The 25,889-nt window shown below is 32.6% G+C and carries 25 protein-coding genes; 17 read left to right on the top strand and 8 right to left on the bottom strand.

Going from position 1 to position 25,889, the window contains the following annotated elements:
- Positions 1-6: 6 nt before the first annotated feature.
- From AD60_RS08160 to AD60_RS08145, 4 genes are all read right to left on the bottom strand, one after another.
- Positions 7-489: a GNAT family N-acetyltransferase gene (locus AD60_RS08160; RefSeq protein WP_199177875.1), complete on the bottom strand. Its 483-nt coding sequence runs from the start codon at positions 487-489 to the stop codon at positions 7-9.
- A gap of 182 nt (positions 490-671) precedes the next feature.
- Positions 672-2,474: a molecular chaperone DnaK gene (dnaK, locus tag AD60_RS08155; RefSeq protein ID WP_103877268.1), complete on the bottom strand. Its 1,803-nt coding sequence runs from the start codon at positions 2,472-2,474 to the stop codon at positions 672-674.
- A 193-nt stretch (positions 2,475-2,667) separates the two neighbouring features.
- Positions 2,668-3,468 (bottom strand): nitrilase-related carbon-nitrogen hydrolase, encoded by an 801-nt coding sequence (locus AD60_RS08150; protein ID WP_103877267.1) that lies wholly within the window; start codon positions 3,466-3,468, stop codon positions 2,668-2,670.
- Between the two features lie 78 nt (positions 3,469-3,546).
- A complete protein-coding gene (locus tag AD60_RS08145; RefSeq protein ID WP_158248413.1) occupies positions 3,547-4,098 on the bottom strand; it encodes a 5-formyltetrahydrofolate cyclo-ligase in 552 nt (183 codons plus the stop codon).
- 326 nt (positions 4,099-4,424) lie between these two features.
- Here AD60_RS08145 and AD60_RS08140 point away from each other — a divergent pair, with 326 nt between their 5' ends.
- The 10 genes from AD60_RS08140 to AD60_RS08095 all read left to right on the top strand — a co-directional run bounded on the left by AD60_RS08140 (position 4,425) and on the right by AD60_RS08095 (position 13,557).
- Entirely contained in the window at positions 4,425-4,640 is a 216-nt protein-coding gene (locus tag AD60_RS08140) for a hypothetical protein (protein WP_103877265.1), read from the top strand.
- A 1-nt stretch (position 4,641) separates the two neighbouring features.
- Complete coding sequence (gene alr, locus AD60_RS08135) at positions 4,642-5,766, top strand: alanine racemase (RefSeq protein ID WP_158248412.1); 1,125 nt, start codon at positions 4,642-4,644, stop codon at positions 5,764-5,766.
- Positions 5,759-6,817: a 3'-5' exoribonuclease YhaM family protein gene (locus tag AD60_RS08130; protein WP_103877263.1), complete on the top strand. Its 1,059-nt coding sequence runs from the start codon at positions 5,759-5,761 to the stop codon at positions 6,815-6,817. Before alr ends, AD60_RS08130 begins: the two co-directional genes overlap by 8 nt.
- A gap of 18 nt (positions 6,818-6,835) precedes the next feature.
- Positions 6,836-9,130, top strand: coding sequence for a type I DNA topoisomerase (gene topA / locus AD60_RS08125; RefSeq protein WP_103877262.1), 2,295 nt, complete (start codon positions 6,836-6,838; stop codon positions 9,128-9,130).
- Positions 9,131-9,152: 22 nt separating this feature from the next.
- Positions 9,153-10,049 carry an ATP-grasp domain-containing protein gene (locus AD60_RS08120; RefSeq protein ID WP_103877261.1) on the top strand — a complete coding sequence of 299 codons (897 nt, stop codon included), beginning with the start codon at positions 9,153-9,155 and terminating at the stop codon, positions 10,047-10,049.
- A 189-nt stretch (positions 10,050-10,238) separates the two neighbouring features.
- The gene (gene hslV / locus AD60_RS08115) at positions 10,239-10,772 is read left to right on the top strand and encodes an ATP-dependent protease subunit HslV (protein WP_103877260.1); all 534 of its coding nucleotides are present in this window, start codon (positions 10,239-10,241) and stop codon (positions 10,770-10,772) included.
- Positions 10,769-11,353 carry an NUDIX hydrolase gene (locus AD60_RS08110; protein WP_103877259.1) on the top strand — a complete coding sequence of 195 codons (585 nt, stop codon included), beginning with the start codon at positions 10,769-10,771 and terminating at the stop codon, positions 11,351-11,353. The genes hslV and AD60_RS08110 overlap by 4 nt, the downstream gene beginning before the upstream one ends.
- Positions 11,354-11,412: 59 nt before the next feature.
- Positions 11,413-11,682: a hypothetical protein gene (locus tag AD60_RS08105; protein WP_103877258.1), complete on the top strand. Its 270-nt coding sequence runs from the start codon at positions 11,413-11,415 to the stop codon at positions 11,680-11,682.
- 100 nt (positions 11,683-11,782) lie between these two features.
- Positions 11,783-12,610, top strand: a complete 828-nt coding sequence (locus tag AD60_RS08100) for a PHP domain-containing protein (protein ID WP_103877257.1) — start codon at positions 11,783-11,785, stop codon at positions 12,608-12,610.
- A gap of 110 nt (positions 12,611-12,720) precedes the next feature.
- Positions 12,721-13,557, top strand: coding sequence for a DUF368 domain-containing protein (locus AD60_RS08095; protein WP_158248411.1), 837 nt, complete (start codon positions 12,721-12,723; stop codon positions 13,555-13,557).
- A 2-nt stretch (positions 13,558-13,559) separates the two neighbouring features.
- Here AD60_RS08095 and AD60_RS08090 read toward each other — a convergent pair whose 3' ends face one another.
- Positions 13,560-14,120, bottom strand: a complete 561-nt coding sequence (locus AD60_RS08090; protein WP_158248410.1) for a 2'-5' RNA ligase family protein — start codon at positions 14,118-14,120, stop codon at positions 13,560-13,562.
- Positions 14,121-14,154: 34 nt separating this feature from the next.
- Here AD60_RS08090 and AD60_RS08085 point away from each other — a divergent pair, with 34 nt between their 5' ends.
- Positions 14,155-14,394 carry a hypothetical protein gene (locus AD60_RS08085; RefSeq protein WP_103877254.1) on the top strand — a complete coding sequence of 80 codons (240 nt, stop codon included), beginning with the start codon at positions 14,155-14,157 and terminating at the stop codon, positions 14,392-14,394.
- A gap of 8 nt (positions 14,395-14,402) precedes the next feature.
- Here the strand turns inward: AD60_RS08085 and AD60_RS08080 are convergent, their stop codons facing one another.
- Both AD60_RS08080 and AD60_RS08075 read right to left on the bottom strand, forming a co-directional pair.
- Positions 14,403-14,957, bottom strand: coding sequence for an HD domain-containing protein (locus AD60_RS08080; RefSeq protein ID WP_233186868.1), 555 nt, complete (start codon positions 14,955-14,957; stop codon positions 14,403-14,405).
- Between the two features lie 3 nt (positions 14,958-14,960).
- A complete protein-coding gene (locus AD60_RS08075; RefSeq protein ID WP_103877252.1) occupies positions 14,961-15,269 on the bottom strand; it encodes a bZIP transcription factor in 309 nt (102 codons plus the stop codon).
- Between the two features lie 609 nt (positions 15,270-15,878).
- On the opposite strand from AD60_RS08075, the gene AD60_RS10520 reads away from it, so the two are divergent.
- From AD60_RS10520 to rd, 3 genes are read left to right on the top strand one after another with little or no spacing between them, the layout of a single operon-like run.
- Positions 15,879-16,373, top strand: a complete 495-nt coding sequence (locus AD60_RS10520; protein ID WP_103877394.1) for a rubrerythrin family protein — start codon at positions 15,879-15,881, stop codon at positions 16,371-16,373.
- 30 nt (positions 16,374-16,403) lie between these two features.
- Positions 16,404-16,757, top strand: coding sequence for a class II SORL domain-containing protein (locus AD60_RS08065; RefSeq protein ID WP_103877251.1), 354 nt, complete (start codon positions 16,404-16,406; stop codon positions 16,755-16,757).
- Between the two features lie 33 nt (positions 16,758-16,790).
- On the top strand, positions 16,791-16,955 hold the full coding sequence (gene rd / locus AD60_RS08060; protein ID WP_103877250.1) for a rubredoxin: 165 nt from the start codon (positions 16,791-16,793) through the stop codon (positions 16,953-16,955).
- A 12-nt stretch (positions 16,956-16,967) separates the two neighbouring features.
- On the opposite strand, the gene AD60_RS08055 is transcribed toward rd, so the two are convergent.
- Positions 16,968-19,430 carry an ATP-dependent Clp protease ATP-binding subunit gene (locus AD60_RS08055; protein WP_233186867.1) on the bottom strand — a complete coding sequence of 821 codons (2,463 nt, stop codon included), beginning with the start codon at positions 19,428-19,430 and terminating at the stop codon, positions 16,968-16,970.
- A 305-nt stretch (positions 19,431-19,735) separates the two neighbouring features.
- On the opposite strand from AD60_RS08055, the gene AD60_RS08050 reads away from it, so the two are divergent.
- From AD60_RS08050 to ileS, 3 genes are all read left to right on the top strand, one after another.
- Complete coding sequence (locus tag AD60_RS08050) at positions 19,736-22,492, top strand: GAF domain-containing sensor histidine kinase (protein ID WP_103877248.1); 2,757 nt, start codon at positions 19,736-19,738, stop codon at positions 22,490-22,492.
- Between the two features lie 186 nt (positions 22,493-22,678).
- Positions 22,679-23,038, top strand: a complete 360-nt coding sequence (locus AD60_RS08045) for a response regulator (RefSeq protein WP_103877247.1) — start codon at positions 22,679-22,681, stop codon at positions 23,036-23,038.
- 22 nt (positions 23,039-23,060) lie between these two features.
- Complete coding sequence (gene ileS, locus AD60_RS08040) at positions 23,061-25,820, top strand: isoleucine--tRNA ligase (protein WP_103877246.1); 2,760 nt, start codon at positions 23,061-23,063, stop codon at positions 25,818-25,820.
- Positions 25,821-25,889: the final 69 nt, after the last annotated feature.

Below are 25,889 nucleotides of genomic sequence, written 5' to 3'. Positions count from 1 at the left end.
CAAATATTATGATTTATATCTCATCTCAGCATATTTGGATTCAAAGCCAACTTTTTCGTACAATTTTCTAGCCGGGTTGTCGTATTCCACATGCAAGGATATATCCCCGTCACATCGGGTGATTGTTTCTTTCAAAAGGTTATTACCTATTCCCTTCCCTCTACAATCTTTATCAACAGCTATGTATACCAGCACATGCTCAGGGATATATCCTTCCATACCCGTATCGTTAATAACAACAGCACCTACGATGCTATCGTCATTATGAAGTACCAGAACAAATCCTCCTTTTCCTTTCTCGTTGGAAAAGGCGTAATCAATAGAACTAATAATTTCTTCTAATGGATCTCCATACTTTCCCAAATTCTTTTCTAAGAACTCTGCAATTTCTAACTTGGTGAACTCAAAATCGTCGTCTAATAGATCTTCCTTTGACTTTAGTTCCTTCAACGTTAAGTTGAATGAATCGAAATTGAATGTCTTCTGCACTTTGAAACCACCTCCAATATTCATTATATCACATTTACGCTCATATACAAAATATTGAGAATATGATGTTATTTTATACCACAAATAGATATGAACTTATTCGTTTTTTTGAAAAGATTTATAATCCATAATTCTATAATTGGCTGCAAAAAAATTCAGGAGGCTATAAGCCTCCTGAAGTCTTAATTTTCTGGATCATTTCCTGGATTTGTTGTTCCTGCAGTTGCTCCTGGGTTTTGGTTTTGATAAATATATTGTCCAACTTTCATAATCTCTTGTTGTAACTCATCTTTGACTATCTTAATTTTACCGATGTTATCTTCTTCTAAAGCTTGCTTTAATTCTTTTGTTTTTTCTTCTATGTTGGCTTTTAAGTCATCAGGGATTTTATCTCCGTTTTCACGCAACATTTTTTCTGTTTGATAGATTAAATCGTCCGCTTGGTTTCTCATCTCAATTTTTTCTCTAATCTTTTTATCTTGTTCTTCGTACTCTCTAGCTTCTTTCATCATCCTATCAATTTGCTCTTTATCCAATTTATGTCTTCCAGTTACAACCATAGATTGCTGCTTACCGGTTCCTAAATCCTTAGCTGATACACTTACTATCCCATTAGAATCAATATCGAAAGCAACTTCTATTTGAGGAACCCCTCTTGGTGCTGGAGCAATACCTGTCAACGTAAAACTTCCTAAGAAAAAATTGTCTCTTGCTAAAGGCCTTTCACCTTGATAAACTCTTACTTCAACTTCTGTCTGTCCATCAACAGATGTTGTAAAAACCTTAGATTTTTTCACAGGAATTTTGTTATTTCTTGGTATAATAACTTCCATTAATCCTCCTTTAACTTCAACGCCTAAAGATAAAGGAGTAACATCCACTAAAACTAGATCTCTTTCAGTTTCTCCAACCATTATAGAGGCTTGAACACCCGCTCCAATTGCGACTGCTTCGTCTGGATTGACATTTTTTGAAGGATCTTTCCCAAAATAATTTTTTACCAATTTTTGAACAGCTGGTATCCTTGTTGAACCACCAACGAGTAAAACGTCACTTATATGTTCTGGTGAAAGTTTAGCATCTCTCATTGCGTTCTCAATAGGTCCTCTTGTTGATTCTATTAAGTCTCCAATGAGTTCTTCTAATTTAGCTCTTGTTAGTTTCTTTTCTAAATGAACAGGTTGACCATCCACAACCGTAATGAAAGGTAAATTTATATCCGTTTCTAGTTTACTTGATAGCTCTATCTTCGCAGATTCAGCAGCTTCTTTCAACCTTTGTAATGCTTGCTTATCTTTTCTTAAATCAACCTTATACTCTTTCATAAATTCATCAGCTAACCAGTCAACTATTCTTTGGTCAAAATCGTCCCCTCCTAGATGGTTGTTCCCAGAAGTGGCAATAACTTCTATAATATCTTCTCCTATGTCCAAAATAGAAACATCGAAGGTCCCACCACCTAAATCATACACAACTATTTTTCTTTCTTCATCGGATCGATCCAAACCAAAAGCTATGGAAGCTGCGGTAGGTTCGTTTATTATCCTTAGGACCTCTAATCCAGCGATTTCTCCTGCTTCTTTTGTAGCTTGCCTTTGAGCATCATTAAAATAGGCAGGAACAGTTATAACAGCCTTTTTGATCTTTCCACCTAAATATTCTTCTGCATCTTTAACCAGCTTTTTAAGTATATATGCACTTATCTGCTGAGGTGTATATACCTTGTCTTCGATTTTTACGGTGTAGTCACTTCCCATATATCTTTTAATAGAACGCACAGTTCTATCTGAATTCAAAATAGCTTGTCTTTTAGCTGGCTCACCTACTAATATCTGACCGTCTTTAGTAAAAGAAACAATAGAAGGCGTTGTCCTTTTTCCTTCCGAATTAGGTATTACTTCAGGGTTACCATCTGGTTTTACCCAAGCAATAGCTGAATTAGTAGTACCTAAGTCTATACCTACAACATATTCTTTTGCACTCATGAAAATACCCCCTTACTAAAACTTTTTATCATTCTATACATATATTTCTCGTTCAACGTCAATAATATTATAATTCAAATATTCTTTTTTTTCAAGCCTTTAATTAGGATTTGAAAACATTTATAATACGTATATAAAAATATTTATAAATAACCTAAATTTAAAAGTAATCTAATCTTATATCACTCTTAATTTAAGAGTGAAAATAATATTTTGAGTTTCGATCCTTGAAGAGATCATTGTATTCATTTATACTTTTATCTCTAGATTTTCTTTCATCTATTTCAACTGTTTCAACAAAGTCCCCTTGCTCTGATAATCTAAAAAGCACCTCGCCATCAGGTGAAGTTACTTGACTTTTTCCCGTGAAAGAATACTCTATTTTACCATTACGCTGCGTTCCCCAAATATTAGACGTAGCAATATAAATCTTGTTTTCCAAAGATCTAATTTTATTAGCTTCTTGACAATATGGCAAAACCAAATTTGCTGGATGCAAAATTAAATCTGCTCCTAATAAACTCAATGTTCTAAAAGACTCTGGAAAGTACCAATCAAAACAGATCGCAAGTCCTACATTGATACCGTTAACATTTTGCACCCAAAAGCCTGTGTCCCCAGGGGTGAAAAACAATTTCTCCCTGAAAAACAAGTGAGTCTTTCTGTATATTTTAAATGTCCCATCACTATTGATCAATATTGATGAATTATAATACTTATCTTCATGTTTCTCGTTAAAACCATATACTACACTTATACCCGTATCTTTTGAAAATTCCTTGAAGGTTTTAAATGCATATCCAATTTCCTCTAAAGGCGATTCATAAGTCTCTTCTATTTCTTTTTTGGAGGAAAATGCATAACCGGAAAAAGCCAATTCTGGAAGTACTATAAAATTACTTTCAACCCCTCCGATGATATTCATGACCTTGTCTACATTTTTCTTGATCTCAAATAGTTCCGGCTTGTATTGAACTACACTAACTTTAAACATTTTTCAACCTCCTATAAAATATTTAATGCTGCCAGTAGAAACTTTGAAACTTACTTTAGCGCCCCGTCGTCTGGACGCTCACTTTATTTCTATTTCATTTTTTTCAGTGATAATAAAATCAACTTTTAAATCATTACTGTGAGTAGGAAAAGAACTAATTAATTGAAAGTTGAATACCACCCCTATCAAATAAGACTTTGGACTTTGAATGAAGTATCTATCGTAATATCCTCCACCGTATCCAATTCTATATCCATTAAAATCATAGGCAATTGCAGGAATTATGTAAAGATCAATTTTTGAGGAAAATTCATCATCGATGGGCTCTGGAATATTAAATTTACTTTTAATCAAGCGATCGAATCTTTTTACTCTTCCCATCTTCATTTGTTTACCTAAGACCTTGGGTAAATATACCTTTTTTTGAGTTTTTAACAATTCCTCTATCAAAGGTAAAACGTCTACTTCTTTACTAATGGGATAATAGAGAGCAATAGAATCAAATTCCATTTTTTTGATTTGATTTCTCAATTTTTCTACTATTCTTTGAGAATATTTTTCGTATTTTTCCTGTTCTAGATCCAACCTTTTTTTTAAAATAATATCTCTAATTTCTTTTTTCGTCATCATATATAACCCCTCTATAATATTAATATCATAATTAAACATCCTCTTCGTTGCACATTATATAACAAAAAAGAAAATTTTTGCCAATCACTCAAAATTATTGTATAATGTTAATTGTCCTTTATAAAAAACAATTACAATAAAAGAGGGATTGAAAAATTCTTTATAAGTTTAGATATTCCAAAATTCTTTACCTGCTACCTCTAGTCTTTGTTTTATTTTTGTATATATTAGGCAACTTTCTATACAGCCTTTATCCAAAAGGTATTATAGCTTTTATATTTTTTGGGATAATAGTTACACTTTTATTTTATTCTATAAGAAAATTTATGCGATATCCTATTATTTATGATGAAAAAAACAAAACTTTTTTCGTTTTTACCTCTGTATTTTCAGAAAGATACGAGCATTTCAGTAAATCCTCCATTAAAGAAACGGTTATAACTTCCAGAAAAATAATAATAATTTTAATGGATAAAACAATTATTTTACCCAAGTATATAGAAGGCAAAGACAAACTTATTTCTTTCTTAAAAGGAGATTAAATTGAAGGGTAGAGAAACGGTCGCATATATAAATATTGATAAATACTTCGAAAATTTAAATTATATACAAAACCAAACAAAAACAAATATTATACCGGTTTTAAAAGCAAACGCTTATGGACATGGTATGCTTCCTTTAGCAAAGCAATTATTTAATGAAGGTTACAGTATGTTGGCTGTTGCTTATTTGGAAGAAGCTTTACAAATCTTAAAGGAGGGGATAACTCTCCCAATTTTAATCTTTAATTACTTTTCGCCAACAGATTTTAAAGAGTTATTAGAATTTGCTCATTTTTTAAGGCCAACAATTACTTCGTATACATTTTTAGAAAAAGTATGTGATATACTAGGGAAAGATATTGATAAATTTAAGTTTCATATCAACGTGGATACTGGAATCAACAGAATTGGTACAAAAGAAGAAAGATTACCCCAATTAATAAAATTGATAAAAGATAAAAACGTTCAAATAGAAGGTGTTTATTCCCATTTTGCCAATGCAGATGAAAAAGACGATTTTACCAGAGTTCAATTTGAAAAATATAAGAGTTTATTGGATTATATAATTAGTTCAGGCATAGATGTTGAAAAAAAACATATATCTAATAGTGCGGCTGCTCTTTTTTTCCCCGAATACTCCTTAGATTATGTGAGACCAGGAATCGCCACTTATGGTTTACAACCATCCACAACTCATAAAATTGATCAATTAAAGCCTATTTTAGAACTAAAAAGCATTGTCGCGAGCATTCATACCCTCCAACCCCACGATACTATTGGTTATGGGCGAACTTACGAAGTACAAAAAAAGATGAAAACAGCCGTTGTTCCTATAGGGTATGCGGACGGTTATTTCAGGGTTCTATCCAACAAAGGGGAAGTTTTAATTAACGGGAAGAGATGTAAAATATTAGGTAGAGTATCTATGGATCAAATAGTAGTGGACGTTACTGATAATAACGTATCAATCGGTGATGAAGTTGTAATCATTGGGAAGCAAAAGTACGATGAAATAAGCGCAGAAGAAGTAGCTGAAAGTGCTTTTACTATAAATTATGAAGTAACCTCAAGAATATCTCAAAGAGTTCGACGTATTTACATCAGGGGAGGAAAATATTTTGAATGAAGAATATTCTTTAAGAGATATAATAAAAGATAATCTTTTTCAATCAAAGACAAATGAGGAAAGTATTACGTTAATATCTGATTTAAAACCAACTGAAGAAGCACAAGTAGAAGGTAAAGTCGTAAGCAAAAAGCTACAAAAAACAAAAAATGACAAAACGTTTTTATTGTTCACAATAGCCGATAAAAGTCAATCCATTAGAGCTATTGATTGGTATAACGCAGAAACCAACAATAACAAGATTCAAATTGGAGACGTTATAAAAGTAAAAGGCAAAATAGTTTATTTTGAAAATAGGCTTCAAATTAATATTAGTAACGAAACCAACTCGGTGCAAAAGATTAACATAATGAATATCAATCCTGAAAAGTACCTCCAATTTTCCAATAATGATCTATCAAAGTTAAAAGCAAAACTCGAACATTACATAGAAACCGTTAAAGATGAAGGTATCAAGTCTTTGCTAAAACAGATCTTTTTGGTTAATTCAAAATTAACAGAATCCTTTCTTTTTTCACCTGCAGCAATAGAAGTACATCATGCCTATCCCGGTGGCTTATTGGAGCATACCGTAATGGTTACTGAACTATCTTTAAGATTATACGATCTTTACAATGAAGATAGTGAAATATGCATCAATAAAGATATTATAATCGCCGGATCACTTTTACACGATATAGGAAAAATAGAAGAATACGTTATAACACCCAGTGGAATAGAAAAAACGGAACAGGGAGAATTAATTGGACACATACATCTGGGAACAAAAATAGTGTACGAGGAGTCAAAAAAAATAACTCCAAAAATAAAAGAAACGGATCTTAACCATTTAATACACATCATACTCTCCCATCACGGAGAAATAGAATATGGAAGTCCGGTCGTTCCAAAAACTATCGAATCATTTATTATTGGGTTAAGTGATAACATGGATTCAAAAATCGCTCAAGTTAAAGACAATATTAGAAACACTTTACAAATAAACAAAAATCAAAGTTGGAGTGAATACGATAAGAGACTGGCCCGCAAGATAAAAATAGAACAATACTAGCAGGAGGTAATTTAATTAATGCCCAAAAAAAACACTAAATCCAACAACAATAACAAGGAAAATAAATACGTAGTGATCGTCGAATCCCCATCAAAGGCGAAAACAATAGAAAGATATTTAGGAAAGGAATATAAAGTAATAGCTTCAAAAGGTCACGTTCGTGATTTACCTAAAAAAGAGTTTGGAGTAGACATTGAACACGACTTTGAGCCAATCTTTCAGGTAATTCCTGGTAAAGAAAAGGTTATAAAAGAAATTAAGAAAGAAACAAAAGGTAAAAGAGTATTACTAGCGTCGGATATGGACAGAGAGGGAGAAGCTATAGCATGGCATCTTTCCCAGCTTTTAGATCTTGATCCAAAAGAGAAAAATCGAATCATATTCTCAGAAATAACAAAAAATGCAATAAAAAATTCAATAAGTAACCCCCAAAGTTTAGACTTAAAAAAAGTGGATGCCCAAATAGCCAGAAGAATCTTGGACCGATTGGTAGGATATAAAATTTCACCTTTGGTTTGGAAAGTATTAAAGGATTACAAAACAAGTGCGGGAAGGGTTCAATCTGCAGCATTGAAATTGATAGTAGATAAAGAAAGAAAAATTTTTACCTTCAAACCAAAAAAATACTACAATATCTATCTCGAGTACAAAGGTCAAAATATACCTTTAACAAAAGAAGACGGTAAACAAATAAAACCCGAAAGAATAACAAAAACAAAAAAAGATCAAATCTTTGAATATTTGAAAGACAAGGATTTTAAACTGGTGAATGTAGAAGAAAAGGAAACAACAAGAAAACCTCCACTACCATTTATTACTAGTACTTTACAACAAACAGCGGTTTCAACCTTTAACTGGAGTTCATCTAAAGTAATGAAAATTGCGCAAGATTTATACGAAGGTATGGAAACCCGTGAGGGAAGTATTGCGTTTATTACTTACATGAGGACTGACTCTACAAGAGTTTCAAACGAGGCCCAACAAGCAGCTATTAGCTATTTGGAAAAAAATTACGGTAAAGATTATGTAGGACATTATCTGTCTAAAAACAAAAAAACGAACGTTCAAGATGCCCATGAAGCAATAAGGCCTACTGATATCTACATGGATGTTAACAATGCAAAAAGGTTAATTTCCTCAGACCATTTAAAATTGTATGCGCTTATTTGGAATAGATTCATGGCGTCTCAGTCATCTCCGTCAAGATACTTAGAAAAAACATATACCATTGAAGACAACACCAACAAATACGCATTTGAAATAACGTCCAAAAAATGCATCTTTGATGGATTTGAAAAATTCTGGAATTCTAACAATAAAGAAGTGGATTTTGAAATAGGCAAAAATGATAAGATCACATACGACCAATTAAAATTTGAAGAGAAAGAAACCAATCCTCCAAATAGGTATACAGAGGCAACGTTGATAAAAGAATTAGAATCCAAAGGAATTGGAAGGCCATCGACATACGCAACAATAATCTCTACACTTTTGCAACGGAAATACGTTTCTAAAATAGCGAAAAGTACGCTGAGACCAACTACTACTGGATTTGTAGTAACCGACTTTTTGGAAGCATATTTTCCAGAAATAGTTGATGTAAAATTCACTGCGAACATGGAAGAAGACCTTGATAAGATAGAAGACGGAAAAAACAAAAGTAAAGTGGTTCTAGAGCAGTTTTACAAAGAGTTTGAAAAGTTCCTTACCACAGCATCTAACAACATCAAAAATAAACAAGAAATTTTACATTACGAAAGCGATGTACCTTGTGAAAAATGTGAAAAAAACATGAAATTAAATTTTGGGCGATACGGTCTATATTTATCCTGTGAAAAATGCAAGGAAACTCAGAAAATCCCAGCTGAATCATTTGGAGTAACAATTAAGGACAAATTATTCATAAAAGAATACCTACAAGAAACTTTAAAAATAGACAAAGAAGAGAATAAAATAGATGAAAAGTGCCCCGTCTGTGGTGGAGACCTCATATTGAAACACGGGAAATTCGGAGAATTTATAGCATGTAGTAACTACCCTGATTGTAAATACACTCGCAATGTAAAAGCACGAGGAAAGTGCCTCAACTGTGGAGGTGACATCGTAAAATTAAAAAGCAAAAAAGGAAAAACTTATTTCAAATGTGATTCTTGCGGAACCATGTATTGGAACGAACCTTCAGAGTACAGTTGCCCAAACTGTAGTGAAACATTATTCTACAAAACCTCAAAAGGAAAGGAAAAGTTATACTGTGAAAAAGACAAAACATACTTTGAAATTGAAGAAATCAAACAATTAACAAAGTCAACGTAAAAAGTAAAAAAAGGAGAAAGAAATGGACATCCCAATCATTACAGGCGGGAAATCTATAGAGAGAGAAATTGCCTTAAGAAGTGCAAAAAATGTTTTTAATTCTATAAACAATTTAGGCCATAAACCACTAATAATAGATTTAATAGATGATGAATTTATAAATAAAATTCAAAATTATAAATTTGCTTTCAACGTGGTGCATGGAGATTACGGAGAAGATGGAAGGCTATCTTCCTTACTAGACATCTTAGGAATAGACTATACATGCTCAAGCCCTGAAACATGTGTAGCCACATACGATAAATTTATATTCTATAACCTATTTAAAAATTATGTACAAATGCCTCAGACAATTCTAACCAATAAATTGATATCACCGCCTTTTCAGTTCCCCTTTATCATCAAACCTAGAAAAAGCGGATCAAGTAAAGGTGTATACATCATCCACAACAAAAATGAATTCAAATTCTATTTAGAGAAAGATTTGAAAGAATTTCAAGAAGTTCTGGTTCAAGAATATATAAAAGGCCAGGAAATAACGATATCTTATATTCAAAAAAATGATGAGTTCATCTTACTACCAATCCTTGAAATTATTCCAAAAAAAGAATTCTATGATTATGAAGCAAAATATACAAACGGGTTAACTGAACTCAGGCCACAGCTTAATTCATCTGAAAAAATCATACAAAAAATAAATGAAATAGGGAATCAGTTTATGAAAATACTCTCTTTTAAAGACATGTTTAGAATCGATGCCATCTTAAAAGGCGATGAAATTTACGTTTTGGAAATAAATACTGTACCTGGTTTAACAGAATTAAGTGATCTTCCAACATCTGCAATAGCTGCAGGAATTAGCTTTGATGATTTAATAAATATAATAATCAAAAATCATGTTGCGCGGGTTGCAGGGTGAAAGAGTAAAAAGCTTCTTTCCTTATGGCTCGTTGTATTATGCAAAGTAGGTCTTTAAATGATTTTGACCTCGAATTTGGGGATCTTAAAGGGCTTTCCCCTTAACGCTTTGGTGAAGGGACGTTGTCTATAAAGTTTTAAAGTTTCTTAAGATACAAAAAAATGTGACTGCAAGGAGGAAAAATAATTCATGGATTTTCACGGGACAACAATATTAGGAGTAAAAAGAAATGGAAAAACTGTGATATGTGGAGATGGACAAGTAACAATGGGAGAAACAGTTTTTAAAGGCAACGCCAAAAAAGTGAGAAGATTGGGTGAAGGAAAAGTAATATCAGGTTTTGCTGGATCCGTAGCCGATGCCCTTGCCTTGTATGAACGATTTGAAGGAAAGTATAAGTCTGCACATGGTAATCTTATGAAAGCAGCTGTGGAACTGACTAAAGAATGGCGTATGGACAAAGCACTTAGAAGACTTGAGGCATTATTACTGGTCGCCGACAAAGAAAATATATTTTTAATTTCAGGTAATGGCGAAGTTATGGAACCACAAGAAGATGCAATTGCAATTGGGTCGGGTGGACCTTATGCCTACGCTGCAGCAATGGCCTTGCTAAGAAACACGGACTTAGATGCTGAAGAAATTGCTAAAAAAGCCATAGAAATTGCCGGTGAAATATGTATTTATACGAATGACAACATCACCATGGAGATCATAGAATGAGTGAGCAGATTTTAGCTATTCCCACAAAAAAAATTTTAGAAAAAATATCTTCGAACAATGAGAATTTTTTTAATATAAAATTCTGCGATTTTGTGGAAATATTGGAAAGTGGTAATTTCTACGAAAGAGATGCAATCGAAAACGATTATAATTACAAACAAATCATACCTTATGTAGTGTTCAAAAACTACGAAGACAAAATTTTAGTTTTGAAAAGAACACAAAATCAAGGTGAAAAAAGACTTCATAACAAGTTATCAATAGGGATAGGGGGCCACATAAACAAGGGGGATAAGGGTATTACTATGGAACAAACCTTTTTCAACGGAATGGATCGTGAAATAAACGAAGAATTATGGATTAATAATTCATACAAATATATTTATAAGGGAATAATCAACGATAACCATGAAGATGTATCCAAAGTTCATATAGGTGTCCTTTTTATCGGATTCATCGACTCTGCTAAGATAAAAGAAGAAAATAACTTTGAAAGCACATGGATGAAAAAAGAAGAAATCGTAAATTTAAAGGATGTGAATTTCGAAGGTTGGACAAAAATTGCTTTAACTAACTTGTAAAAATTCTCATTAGACCAATTGTATTGAAAGTGTAAATAAAGGAGGCATAAATTTATTTTATGAACAATATTTACGGAGAAGATTCGGGTAAAGGTTTTATCAAAGAAGTACCTTTATCCACATTTGCAAAAGCAGTAGAAAGTGGTATTTATAAAGCACCATTAAGAGAAAATAACAGAGTTTGGTTAAGCGACTTATGGCTCATCACCTCTTTACCCGAAGATTTGATTAAAGAAGCTATTTCCAAATATATCGAAGAAATTGACCTACCCGACGATGTTGAAGAGATATACGACGATGAAAAAAACAAAGTTCTTTGGAAAAAATAAATTAGTACCAACTGTGGGGTGAGCTGCGAGGCAAAGGGGCGCTAAAACAAGTTTTAGAGTTTTTAAAGACAGTAACTCTAATTAAAATTGGAGGAAAAAAGTGAAAGTTGATTTTCATACTCATTCTACAGGATCCGACGGGACTGATACTCCTTATGAATTATTGAATCTAGCCTTAGAAAATGATATAGAATATCTATCTATCTGCGATCATGATACCCTTGATGGAATCAAAGCCCTTGAAAATTTTACAAATTTAAAAAAATTAAAGTTTGTTCCTGGAATAGAGATAAGCGCAGAATTCCCAACCACTCTTCACCTTTTAGGATATGGCTTTGATATCAAAAACGAGAGGCTAAATAAGGTTTTAGAAGATCTTCAAGAGTACAGAAAAAAAAGAAACGTTTTAATGATCGAAAACATGCAAAAATTTGGGTTTCAAATTACCCTTGAAGAATTAAAACAAGAAGCAGGTGGAGAATTGATTGGTAGGCCTCATTTTGCTTCTTTAATGGTGAAGAAAAATTATGTAATTAACAAACAAGAGGCTTTCGATAAGTATTTAAATAAAGGTGCACCTCTTTACTTAGATAAAAAAAGGTTGGAGCCAAAAGATGCAATATTGTTAATTAAGGAAGCTGGAGGTGTAGTTGTTTTAGCGCATCCTTATCAAACAAAAGTTGATGAACAAAATCTAGACAATCTGATCAGAGAGTTAGTAGATTATGGGTTAGATGGCATAGAAGCTTACTACTCATTGCACACCAAAGAAATGATCAAAAGGTATAAAGCACTTGCCAAAAAGTATGATTTGTTTATAACCGCGGGTTCGGATTATCATGGAACAAACAAAACAGGGATAGAAATGGGGATTAACATCAACAAAGAAGGATTAGAACCATTTTTAAATATTTTAAGGATGCTTTAAGATTCTTTGCATATAATAGTTTTAGAAGACAATAACCCCCAATAAAATCCCCAACTTATCCCGCTTTATGCGGGTTTTTTTATAATGAAATTTATTGAATGGAGGTATTTATGAAGAAAAAAAATCTTTTAATTCCGTTGTATGGTGTTTTCATGGGTATTTCTGATTCTATCCCCGGGGTTTCAGGGGCTACAATAGCTTTGATACTCGGCATTTATCAGAATTTCATATCCGCTTGGTCTTTTGTTTTTTCCAATCTATTCAAATTCGAAACTTTATCAAAAAGTCGGGAACTTAGATTTCTAATCATGTTGTACATAGGCGTTTTTCTTGGAATATTCACAACCTTAGGATTTATAAACTTTTTAATAAACAACTATCAAACAAGTGTCTTTTCTTTCTTTTCAGGTTTAATTATCGGTAGTATCTTTTTTTTAGGTTCGGATCTTTTTAAAAATGTTGATTTCAAAAATACGCAAAAATCTAAATACGTTTCCTTTTTCATTTCAGCCGCTATTGGTTTTTTAGTTGCCTTCTATATTTCAGGGGCAAAGTTTTTATTAGAGCAACACGGTTTTTTAATAATTTTTTCTTCAGGATTTTTGGCTATTTCTGCCATGATCCTTCCGGGAATTTCCGGTGCCTACGTTCTATTACTTTTGAATCAGTATTCATACATAGTAAAAGCAGTTAATGATTTTGATTTCTCTGTGCTGATAATCTTTGTTTTAGGTATTGTGCTGGGATTGGGTTCTATGAGCAAACTACTGAAATGGGTATTAGATAAGTTCTACCTCGCTACAATGTTTTTTTTGATAGGACTGATGGTTGGAGGATTGAGGGCTCCCATTTCAAAAATAGATAACTTTGTTAGCTTTTTAATATTTGGTTTAATTGGAGCTTTTGTAATTGTAATTATCGAGAAGTCTGGCAGAATTAATAAATAATTTTACTTTTTCCTTTTGCGCCTTTTCGGGATTCCAAAAGTTTCGTCAATTTCTACCTTTTTCCCTAATTCTCTGTGAACAAGGGAAAGAGATTCCAACTTTATTTGAAACTTTAACTTTTTATCAGACAAATAGCTTGTAACTTGTCCAACGTTTTCCTTATTAATATCTTCTACAGCTAAAGTTATATGTGGAAACCAATTATCTGGGGAATAATATTCGTTTAACTTTGACTCATTTACGTTGACCAAATTCCAAAGGTATTCGTGAAAGTTTAAGATTTCCTTTGTCGGTTTTACAGGGATGTACAAGGTTAATTTTTTGCCGGTAAATAAGGCTACACCTTCCGTTTTTATGGTTAAGGAATCCAATTCTTTGGTTGCCTTTTTGAGTAACTTGTTTAAATCGTTAACTTTATACTCTTCAGCAACACTCCAAGTTATATGGGGAAAGGGAACATTATTTTTTACCCAATTAACATTAAAATTCTTTTCCAATTCATTCCAAAGTTTTGTTATTTTATTGTAAAAAGGCTGAGGTAGAATGCTTAAAAGAGACTCCACTTTTTCATCACCCTTTTTATTAGGAGGTTTAAACATGAATGATAATAAAAAACGAATCGTTAGGTTTCTTATTTATTATTTTTTCATTTCTGTTGGAGTACTTTTATTTTTCTTTTTTTGGTTTACAAAACTCTTTTGGTTTTCTCTAGTTACCTGGCTTTTTGCCACTTTTGGTGTTATTTCAATTTCATTCTTCACATTTATGAACCTACGAATCACCGAACTTGAAAATGAATCGAAAGATGTAAATAATAAAAATAATGAAAACGATTAATGTGTTTATCAAACTAAGTTCAATTCATCTTTTATTCGAGCCATACCATCAATGGCTATTTTGAAGAAATCGTCTAATTCGATATTCAGTCTAGTTATTTCTTTTATTTTTTCTCTATCAGCTCCTCTTGCAAAAGCATTATCTTTGAACTTCTTTTTCAACGATTTAACTGATAATTCAGTTATATCTTTATTTGGCCTTACTAAGACAGCGGCAAAGATAAGCCCGGAAAGTTGATCTGCAGCATATAGAGCAACCTCAATATCTTGTCCCAACTCTTTTTTTTCATTATGTGCCAATATAGCGTCTTTTACATCTTGATCAACTTTGTCTCCAAGCATTTCAACAGTTTTTAACGCATGTTTATCTGGATCATCTTTCGTTTCTTCGTAATCCAAATCGTGTAGTAAACCGGTGATTTCCCATTTTTGTTCATCTTTGTTTAGATGTTTTGCTAACTCCTTCATAATGGCTCCCACGGCAAGGGAATGAGTGTACAAATTATCCGTTTTTAAGTTTTGTTTTAGTAACTCAAGAGCTTCTTCTCTAGTCAAAAAAATCACTCCTTATTCAAATTTATTGAAAGCAAATTTAAAGTAAAAATAAAAGACTAATACAGTAAACAAAATAACTCCAAAGATGATCCATAAACCGATTACCACGGGTGGTGTTGTGGTAAAAATTAATATCAAACAAGAAACTAAACCAAAAGATAACCAAAACATGATCTTCAAATTATGCCATATTTTATTTAATTTTTCTTTCATTTTGGAATTTTGAAAAAGTAGATCATCCAAAGTTTCTCTGTTTTCTTTATTTTGTTCTTCTAATAGTTTTATTCTCTGCTCTAAGTCTTCAACATTATTCGTAGCCATTATTCTTAATTACCTCCTTTGGAAAAAAAAGGTGTTTTTTAAATCTTTTTAAGTATTATAACACAATCTTATTGAGTTCAAAGGTGTTTCGTACAATAAATAAGCTTTGCTCAAACTTATTAACCGATCAATTAGTTGATTGGTGCATTTCTCAAATATACAAATTACTTGTCCCGTATTTTTAATAATTAAATAACTAGAAAAAATATGGCATAATTTAACTACAAAAAGATAAAGAACTTTTATAGTTCTAGTTTGCTGTATTATGCAAAGTAGGTCTTTAAATGATTTTGACTTTGAAATTGATTATAGGGTTCTTAAGGGGTTTACCCCTTAACGTCCGGGCGAAGGGGCGATAAATCTAGTTTTAGAGTTTCTAAAGTCATTATAAATACTACATTTAAGAGGTAGAAAGATTTATCTCTTCACTTAAAGAAAGCCTATCTAATAAGAATTGATCTTTTATTTCAAAATTATGTAATTTTTTCATCTTATTTTAAAACTTTCATGTTATAATTTACTTTAGATCGTGCATTTAAAACATTTGAGAATTTCGAAAGATAGCAATAATTTTAATTAAGGGGGTAGATAACGTTGGTAGAAAGACAAATGACCAGGCAGTTTTTGGAGGATGCATTTTGTGGTGAATCCAAAGCTCATATGAAGTATTTGATTTTTTCTGTTGAGGCGGAAGAAAAAGGGTTTAAAAACCTTGCAAGAATGTGGAAAGCTATTGCTCACGCAGAGTTTGTTCATGCGAGAAACCACTACAGAGCCTTGGGTTATCTTGGATCAACAGAAGATAACCTTCAACAATGTATAGATGGTGAAACATTTGAAGTTGAAGAAATGTATCCTGTATACAACAACGCAGCTAACTTTCAAGAAGAAAACGAGGCAATAAGGACAACTCATTTTGCCTTGGAAGCGGAAAAAATACACGCTGAGTGGTATAAAAACGCAAAGAAGGTTGCAGATCAGGGTAAAGATGTTGAAGTCGATAAAATCTTCATATGTGATGTCTGTGGATATACTGTAGAAGGAGAAGCACCAGAAAAATGTCCTGTTTGCAGAGCCCCGAGAAGCAAATTTGTAGAATTCTAAATTGATTTTTTAGAAAGGAGATGATTCTTTGTGTTAGGTGATGTTATTAAGATTAATGATTTCAAAAATGAAAAACATGTCCCTACAATCGATTGTCCAGACAAAGTCCAACCTAACGAAGAGTTTGAAGTAGATGTACAAATTGGCAAAGAGATTAAACATCCAAACACTGTAGAGCACCATATTGAATGGATAGATCTCTTTTTACAACACAATGATGATCCAAATACTGTACATGTAGGCAGATATATCTTCGGTCCTGTAGTGGGGGAACCTCACGTAAAAGCAAAAATTAAGTTAACTAAATCAGGAACATTGATTGCCCTCTCTCATTGCAATATTCATGGCCTTTGGGAAAACACTAAAAAGGTTTCTGTAGGTTGATTTTTGAAAATACTAAATAGGAGCTGATAAAAAATGAAAAAATACAGGTGTATGATTTGCGGATATATATACGATCCAGAAGCAGGTGATCCTGATAACGACATAAAATCAGGAACCTCATTCGAAGATTTGCCCAATGATTGGACTTGCCCAGTTTGTGGCGCTGCTAAAGAGGATTTTGAACTACTCGAAGAATAAAAATGCGGGATGTTAATCCCGCTTTTTTAATAATTCTCCTCCAGCTTTTCTTATTTCTAAATTTTCACCATCTTTTGAGTCAACTATAACCGTATCTCCTTCTTTAATAGTATCTTCAATGATCATAGTTGCCAAAGGAGACTCTATTTTTCTTTCTATAACTCTTCTCAAAGGTCTAGCTCCATAAACTGGATCGAATCCTTCTTTGGCTATAACGTCCTTCGCTGCTTCCGTTATTTGAATACTTATATGCTTTTCTTTCAACCTTTCTTCTAATCTTGAAATCATTATATCGACTATTCTCTTTATTTGAGAAATACTCAAAGGTTTGAATACTATGATATCGTCCAACCTGTTAATAAACTCGGGTTTAAATACCATTTTTACCTGGCCCATTATATCATTCTTCATATTTTTATAAGATTCTTCTTCTGTATCTCCTACAAAACCAACATTTTTCTTGGTTTTATTTAAGAACTCTGAACCTAAGTTAGAGGTTAGTATTATGATGGTATTACTGAAATTGACGGTTCTACCTTGAGAATCGGTTAACCTACCATCGTCTAAGATCTGTAACAATATGTTGAATACATCGGGATGAGCTTTTTCAACTTCATCGAATAATACAACAGAATAGGGTCGTCTTCTGATCATCTCTGTTAGTTGTCCACCTTGTTCGTAACCAACATAACCTGGTGCTGCACCTACTAACCTAGAAACATTGAATTTTTCCATATATTCGCTCATGTCTATTCTCACGAGTGCGTCTTCTGTTCCAAAGAGTATTTCAGCTAATGTTCGGGCTAATTCGGTTTTTCCAACACCGGTTGGGCCAAGAAACAAGAAAGAACCAACTGGCTTCTTAGGATCTTTCAAACCTGCTCTAGCCTTTTTAATATGATCTGCAACAGTTTTAACCGCTTCATCTTGGTCAACGAGTCTTTTGTGTATTTCGTTTTCAAGGTTGGCAAGTCTTTTCTTTTCATCTTCAACCATTCGTGTAACAGGGATTCCAGTCCATTCTTGTACCAAAGAGGCTATTATATCTTCATCTACTACATCGCTTATTTCACTTTGTACGTGCTTTGCAGCTTTTTGTGCTTTTTCTAATTCCTTTTGAAGGTCAAAATACTCCGCCTTTTTTTGGGAGGCCTCTTCATATTTTTCCTCTAAAGTTAGCTTATTGATCTCTTCCTCTAGTTTTGACATTTTCTTTTCCAGTTCTCTAACTTTTTCAGGTTTTGCCGAGTTTCTCAACTTTACTCTTGCGCAAGCTTCATCTATTAGATCGATAGCTTTATCTGGCAAGAATCTGTCGTTAATATATCTATGGGAAAGTTTTACTGCTGCAATTAAAGCTTCATCCAAAATTTCAACCTTATGATGTTTTTCATAAGTTTCTTTTATGCCTCTAAGTATTTCAATAGCCTGCTCAGGGGTAGGTTCTTGCACATACACTGGTTGAAACCTTCTCGCCAAGGCTTTGTCTTTTTCAATGTACTTTTTATATTCTTCATAAGTTGTTGCTCCAATAACCTTTATTTCTCCTCTAGCTAAAGCAGGTTTTAAAATATTTGCGGCGTCCATCGCATTTCCTTCAGCCACTCCAGCACCTATTATATTGTGCAGTTCATCGATAAATAAAATAATTTCATCGCTTTTTTCCTTTACTGTATCGATGACTGATTTAAGTCTCTCTTCAAACTCACCTCTAAATTTTGAACCTGCCAGCAAAGCAGCCATGTCTAATTGTAAAATTTTCTTATTTTTTAGATAGGAAGAAGGATTTTCTTCCACTATCAACTGCGCCAAACCTTCTACTACAGCGGTTTTCCCAACTCCAGCGTCTCCTACTAAAACTGGATTATTCTTGGACTTTCGAGATAATATTTCAATCATTCTGTTTATCTCTTTTTCCCTTCCTATGACGGGTGTAAGCTTTCCTTTTTTAGCCTCTTTAGTTAAATCAACAGTAAACTTTTTCAAAGGATCTCCCACACCTGATTCTATTTCTTCGTCTCCGTTTTCTAACATTTCTTGTAGACGTTTTCTAATTAAAGCCTCTGAAGTATAAGCGGACAATAATTTTGATGCGTAAGATGTACCCTCCATCAAAACTCCTAATAATAGAGCTAATAAAGGAATTTTTTTAAATCCCATACTAACGGCTTCGGATTTAGCTATTTGTAAAGCGTTTGCCAAACTAGTTGATAAATATATGCCTTGTTGTCCACCATAAGACATGGAGTAATAGACTCCCATTTCTTCAGATAAAGCTTCTTCGAGTTTTATTTTTACTGAATTAATATTTGCACCTTCAAAAATTTTTTTCACATTTTCATCGTCAACATTTAAAATTGCCAATAGTAAATGCTCGGGTTTAAGAATATTCCCACCTGAATAAGCTAGAACATTCTGGGCTTCTTGAAATGCTTTCAAAGATTTTTCGGTGAAATCATTAGGATTGAATCTCATAATGCCACCTCCATCCATAGATCCCTTCTAGGGAATTTGTTCTTTACGTAATAAAGTATTTTATCACTCGTTACTTTTATTTGCTAATTCTATTTTCATTATATCCTTTTCAATGTAAAATGTCAAGAAAAAATTTTAAATTTATGTTTTAATTCAATTTCTTTTATAAAATTGCCTAATACATAGATCACTTATCATTAGGCAATTATTCCATTATTGAATTCACAATATATTTTTATCCCATTTTTTAGCATTTTAGTGTTATAATTAAATTGAAAAAGATAAAACATCGGAGCGTGGACGGAATGATGAACAATATTTTAAATATTATATATAACGATGACCCTCAAAATATTTTAAAATCAACTTTTAAAGAAGTCTCTTCCCAATTAAAAGAAACAACTGGGAAAGACAACATTATGTTTATCTATCAATCAAGCAGAGAGGTTTTTAAAGCTTTAGCTTCAACAATTGATAAGTTAGAGAAGGTAAAAATATATATACGCGGAAACGAAGAGTTGAAAAGTAAGATTTTTTCAAATGAAGTCGTACCTGTAAATCTGAAAGACGATACTTTACCCGGAAGTTCAAATGGAAACGAAAAAAAAATATTATTTTTGTATCCAATATTTTCCGAAGAATCCCTAATTGGAGCAGTTGGATTATTTGATAATAAAATCGATAAAGATACTTTCGACCAACAATTTTATTATTACGTGGCATTGATTAACTTGATTATAGAAAAACTAAGAATTAAGGATTTGGAAGACAAAGTAATTTTGATGGAAGAACTCACCGACGTTATAGAAGAAGTTACACAAAAAGAGGTAATAATAGAAAATGTTTTAAACCTTTTAAAAGATTCACTTCATGCAGAAAGTATAGTTTTCTGGGAACTTCAAGGGGATAATCTTGAAATCAAATACATGCTGGGAATAGACGAGAAATTAATCATAAATCAAAAGATTTCTTTAGAAAATACTCTTGAAGGTAAAACTATAAAAGAGAGAAGAAGTTTTATGGTTATTGGACGAGAAAATTTTCAAAATTATTTTATCCCTTTTAATTTAGATCTCAAATCTTCTATTTATGCTGTTATAGAACAAAATAATGAAGTTTATGGTGTTTTAAGTGTTTATAACAGAGAAGAAAAAGACTCATTTAGAACTTACAAAAACTTTGACGAAGCAGACTTCCACGTTTTCTCAGATGCCGCCAAAAGATTAGCTTTTTCTATTCACAGAATAAACCTATACAATAAGCTTCAAAATGAAGTCAGTAAGTTGACTGAATTGAAAGAGAATTATGAGCAACTTATTGAAAAACAAAAAGAACACTTAGATATGCTGAATGCATTGGATAAGATATCTCAAGCCGTTAGGTCCGTTTACGATAAAAATTCAGCAATAAAAATAATGCTCTTAGGATTAACTTCTGGAAGAGGTCTTAAATTTAACAGAGCTCTTTATTTAGAAAAAGACAAGGTTAGGGGTTTTCTTGTTCCGAAAATATGGGTTGGTCCCGATACAGAAGAAGATGCTAACGAAATCTGGAAAGAAGCTAACATTAGGGCTTTAAAATATGGAAATGTTGTTCAATACCTGAAAGAGGAAGCCATAAAAATACCCACTAATAATAAACTAATTCTTAGTTTACAAAACAAAGTTTTAGCCTATAAAGGGCACCCTATATTAGAAAGAGTTGTTGAAAAAAAACAGGTGTTACATATCGTTCCTCAAATGTTGGAAATTAAATGGGAAGATTTGGAGGATATTTATGATATAGTAAAAATAAATGAGTTTCTCATTTTTCCAGTTGCTGGAATGGTTGAAACTAAGGGTGTAGTAATAGTTGATAACAAAATAAACAAAAAGCCTATCACCAATATAGAAACTGAAATTGTAAAACTATTTAAAGATAATATGGGATTAGCTTTAGAAATGATAGAAAATTATCAAGAATTAAAAGAAAAAACTCTGCGGTTAGAAGAACAGAAAGATTTGATGGATTACTATAGGAGATTTAAAAACAATATATTACAAAATTTAGCTGTTGCGATTGTTGTGGTTGATAGAAGTGGAAAAATAAACGAATGGAACAGACAAGCAGAAAATTTTTTCTCCCGGCCAAGAGAAACCATGATAGGGTCACCTATTCAAGATATAAAAGATATTATTGGGGAAGAAATAATCGAAAAAATTAAAGTCATATATGAAACCAGAAATAATATAAAATTAAAAAATTATGAAGTAAAACTTTCCAATACGAAGAAAATTTTTGATATTCAGTTATCCCCTTTGAGAAATGAAGATTTAGGTGTGATCGAAGGTGTTATAATTGTTTTTGATGATGTGACTGAACTTTACAACCTTCAAAAAGAAATGGAAAAGCGAGAAAGACTTGCTGCAATGGGAGAAGTGACTGCCAGAATAGCTCATGAAGTGAGAAATCCTATTACGGTTATCGGTGGATTTTTAAACAGAATAGCCAAAATGAACAAAATGGATGATATTCAAAAGTACACTCAAATTATTAAAGAAGAACTTTCCAGGCTCGAACATATAGTAAATGAAATCTTAGAATACTCTAGGGGAGGTAAAATTAATCAGATTGAAGAAGTCAATTTCATCGAAATTCTACGTGGAATAATGTTGATGTATGAAGATTTCATTCAACAAAAACGCGTTATGGTGAACACAGATTGGTTAAAAAAAGAGGTTTTAATAAAAGTCGATAAAGATAAAATAAAACAAGTATTAATGAATTTAATAAAAAACGCTTTAGAAAATGTTAATAACAATGGAAAAATTGATATAAAAGTAGGGTATACTGATGAAAATAAAGTTTTTTTTGAAATAACCAATGATGGGCCACCCATCCCTCTCGAGATTAAGGAAAAATTATTCACTCCTTTCCTTACAACAAAAAGTAACGGTACAGGATTAGGTTTAGCTATTTGTAAAAAAATAATAGAAGAAGAACACAAAGGTAAAATTTATTTGGTAAAATCTGACAACACTGGCACTTCTTTCAAATTTGAAATTCCAACAAGTAACGACTAAATATTATATAATTTAGTCTTTATGGTTTGCTGGATTATGCAAAGTAGGTCTTTAAATGATTCTGACGTTGAACTTGGGGATCTTAAGGATTTACCCCTTAACGTTTGGGCGAAGGGACGCTAAAACAGATTTTAGAGTTTCTTGAGATAGAGATAGCATAGATAAAACTTTTTAGGAGGGGTTAATTTGTCTAAAGTACTAATAGTAGATGATGAAGAGAACATAAGAACTTTAACAAAAGAAGAATTGGAAGAAGCTGGTTATGAAGTTACTGCAGTAAGCAATGCAAAAGATGCACTAGAAACTTTGGAAAGCGATAAAGATATAGATATCATATGTACCGATATTGAAATGCCAGATGTAAATGGTTTAGAACTTGCAAGTGAAATCAGAAAAAGGTACCCAAACAAAAAAATAATATTTCTCACAGCTTATTCACATTATAAAAGTGAGATGGCATCTTGGGCAGCAGATGCTTACGTAGTAAAATCAATGGATTTAACAGAAATAAAAGATACTATCGAAAATCTTCTAAAAATTCAATAATATTTTATCGGAGGTGCACATTTTGGATTACAAAGATACAATCAATCTACCCAAAACATCATTCAAGATGAAAGCAAATCTGAAAGAAAAAGAGCCTCAGATTCTTCAAAAATGGGATAATTTAAATATTGCTTACTATCTCAGGAACAAAAGAATGGGGGGAAAAAAGTTCGTTTTACATGATGGTCCCCCGTATGCCAATGGAGACATTCATATGGGAACCGCTCTTAATAAGGTTTTAAAAGATATAGTCTTAAAATACAAAACATTGAGAGGTTTTGATGCACCCTATATTCCTGGATGGGATACACATGGTCTTCCAATAGAACATAATGTAGCTACTAAACTTGGAGACAAGGCAAGTAAGTTGAGTAAGTTAGAAATAAGAAAATTATGCGAAGATTATGCCATGAAGTTCGTAGATATTCAACGGGAAAGCTTTAAACGGTTAGGAATAATAGGTTTTTGGGAAAAACCCTATTTAACTCTGAATCCCGAATATGAAGCCAAGGTCTTAGAAATCCTTCGTTCTATAGTCGATGCAGGTAACATCTATAAAGGCACAAAACCTATATATTGGTGTACAGAATGTCAAACAGCTCTAGCAGAAGCGGAAGTTGAATACCACGATCATACCTCGGATTCAATTTATGTAAAGTTTCCTCTTGTTGGTAAAGATAATACATACATGATCATATGGACAACAACACCATGGACTTTACCCGCAAACGTAGCAATTGCTGTTCACCCTAATTTTGATTACGCAAAAGTTGAAGTTGGTAACGAATATTGGATAATGGCTAAAGAATTGGTTGATAAAACCATGGAAGAAGCCAGAATAGATGATTATAAAATAATCGATACATTTAAAGGATCCACGTTAGATGGGAAAAAAGCTAGACATCCTTTTATAGAGAGAGACAGCCTTCTAGTACTTGCAGTTTACGTTACTTTGGAAGAAGGAACTGGATGTGTTCACACTGCACCAGGACACGGTATGGAGGATTATATGACGGGTACAAAGTACAATCTTCAGGTAATCTCTCCAGTAGATAGTCAGGGATATTTTACCGAAGAAGCTGGAAAATATAAAGGATTGAAAATTTGGGAAGCAAACAAAGAAATTATAAAAGATCTAAAAGATAACGGATTTCTTGTTCATTCAGCAAAGATAACTCACTCCTATCCACATTGTTGGCGTTGTAAAAATCCGGTTATCTTTAGAGCCACTCCTCAATGGTTTATAGACCTTGAAAAGAACAACTACCGCGAAAAGGTATTGGAAGAGATAAAAAAAGTAAATTGGATACCAAAGTGGGGAGAAAACAGAATATCCTCAATGGTGAGAGAGAGACCTGACTGGGTAATTTCGAGACAGCGTGCATGGGGGATCCCCATACCAGCTATTAAATGTGAGGATTGTGGAGATTCAATTTTAGACACTCAAATTTTAGACCATGTTATAGAAATTATAAAAAAAGAAGGGAGTAATGCGTGGTTCGAGAAAGAAACCAAAGAACTTTTACCGAATGATTATAAATGCCCTAAATGTGGTGGTTCCACCTTCAAAAAGGAAGAGGATATTTTAGACGTTTGGATCGATTCCGGATCCTCATTTGAAGCGGTTGCAAATTCACGTGAAGAATTAAAAAAATTCCCTGTAGACTTGTATCTCGAAGGAAGTGATCAACATCGAGGGTGGTTTCAAAGTTCTATATTCTTATCTGTTGCAAAATATGGGATAGCACCTTATGAATCCGTTTTGACTCATGGTTTTATAAAAGACGAAGAAGGAAAGAAAATGTCTAAATCCTTGGGAAATGTAGTCAACCCAAAAGACATTATAAACAAATATGGAGCGGACATTTTAAGATTATGGGTTGCATCGGCCGATTACAGAATGGATATAAAAATATCTTACAATATTTTGGAACAACAGGTTGAAACTTACCGTAAACTTAGAAATACTATAAGATTTTTGCTAGGCAATATAAACGATTTTAACCCAGACGAAGATTATGTGGATTATGAAGAGATGCTAGAAATAGACCAATGGGCGATGATGAAGTTACATAGTTTGATAAAAAATGTCACCAAAGCCTATGATAACTATGAATTTTACAAGGTACATTATCTTATAAACAACTTTTGCACTATAGAAATGAGTTCTACTTACTTGGATATAATAAAAGATAGAATATACGTTGAAGGGAAAAAATCTAAACTCAGAAGATCGGCTCAAACTGTATTGTATGAAACCGTGATAGCTTTAAATAAGATGATCTCACCTATATTACCTTTCACAGCGGAAGAAGTTTACGATCATCTCAATTATACAAATAAACATGAAACCATTTTCGCTGAACTATGGCCCAAATACAAAGAAGATTTTCTCAATGAAGAATTAGAAGAAAAGTGGGATAAAATTTTTGGTTTGAGAGAAGATGTTTTAAAAGCTCTTGAAGAGAAAAGAAAAGAAAAATTGTTGGGGAATTCTCTGGATGCTAAGATTATTGTTCAGCCAACCAATGAAAACTTAAAGCAAATCCTATGTCAATACGATAATAACGCGATAGCTGATCTATTTATTGTGTCTCAATTTGAATTTGGTAATGTCAATAATGGATTTGAAGGAAGATATGCAAAAATTAAAGTCACCAAAGCAGAAGGGATGAAATGTGAAAGATGTTGGAAAGTAGATCCTAATACAGACAAAGACCCTGATTTTCCTGGTGTTTGTCCAAGATGCGCAAAAGTACTAAAAGAAGAAAACAACCATTAAATTCTCGTATGGGTAGTAGGGAGAAGGTTTATTAAAGTAGGTTTTGAGAGTTTCTTAAAACTGTAAATT

Source organism: Petrotoga sp. SL27, assembly GCF_002924605.1.
Taxonomy (GTDB): domain Bacteria; phylum Thermotogota; class Thermotogae; order Petrotogales; family Petrotogaceae; genus Petrotoga; species Petrotoga sibirica.
Note: the sequence above shows the minus strand (reverse complement) of the source record. Positions and strands in the feature narration are given on the sequence as shown.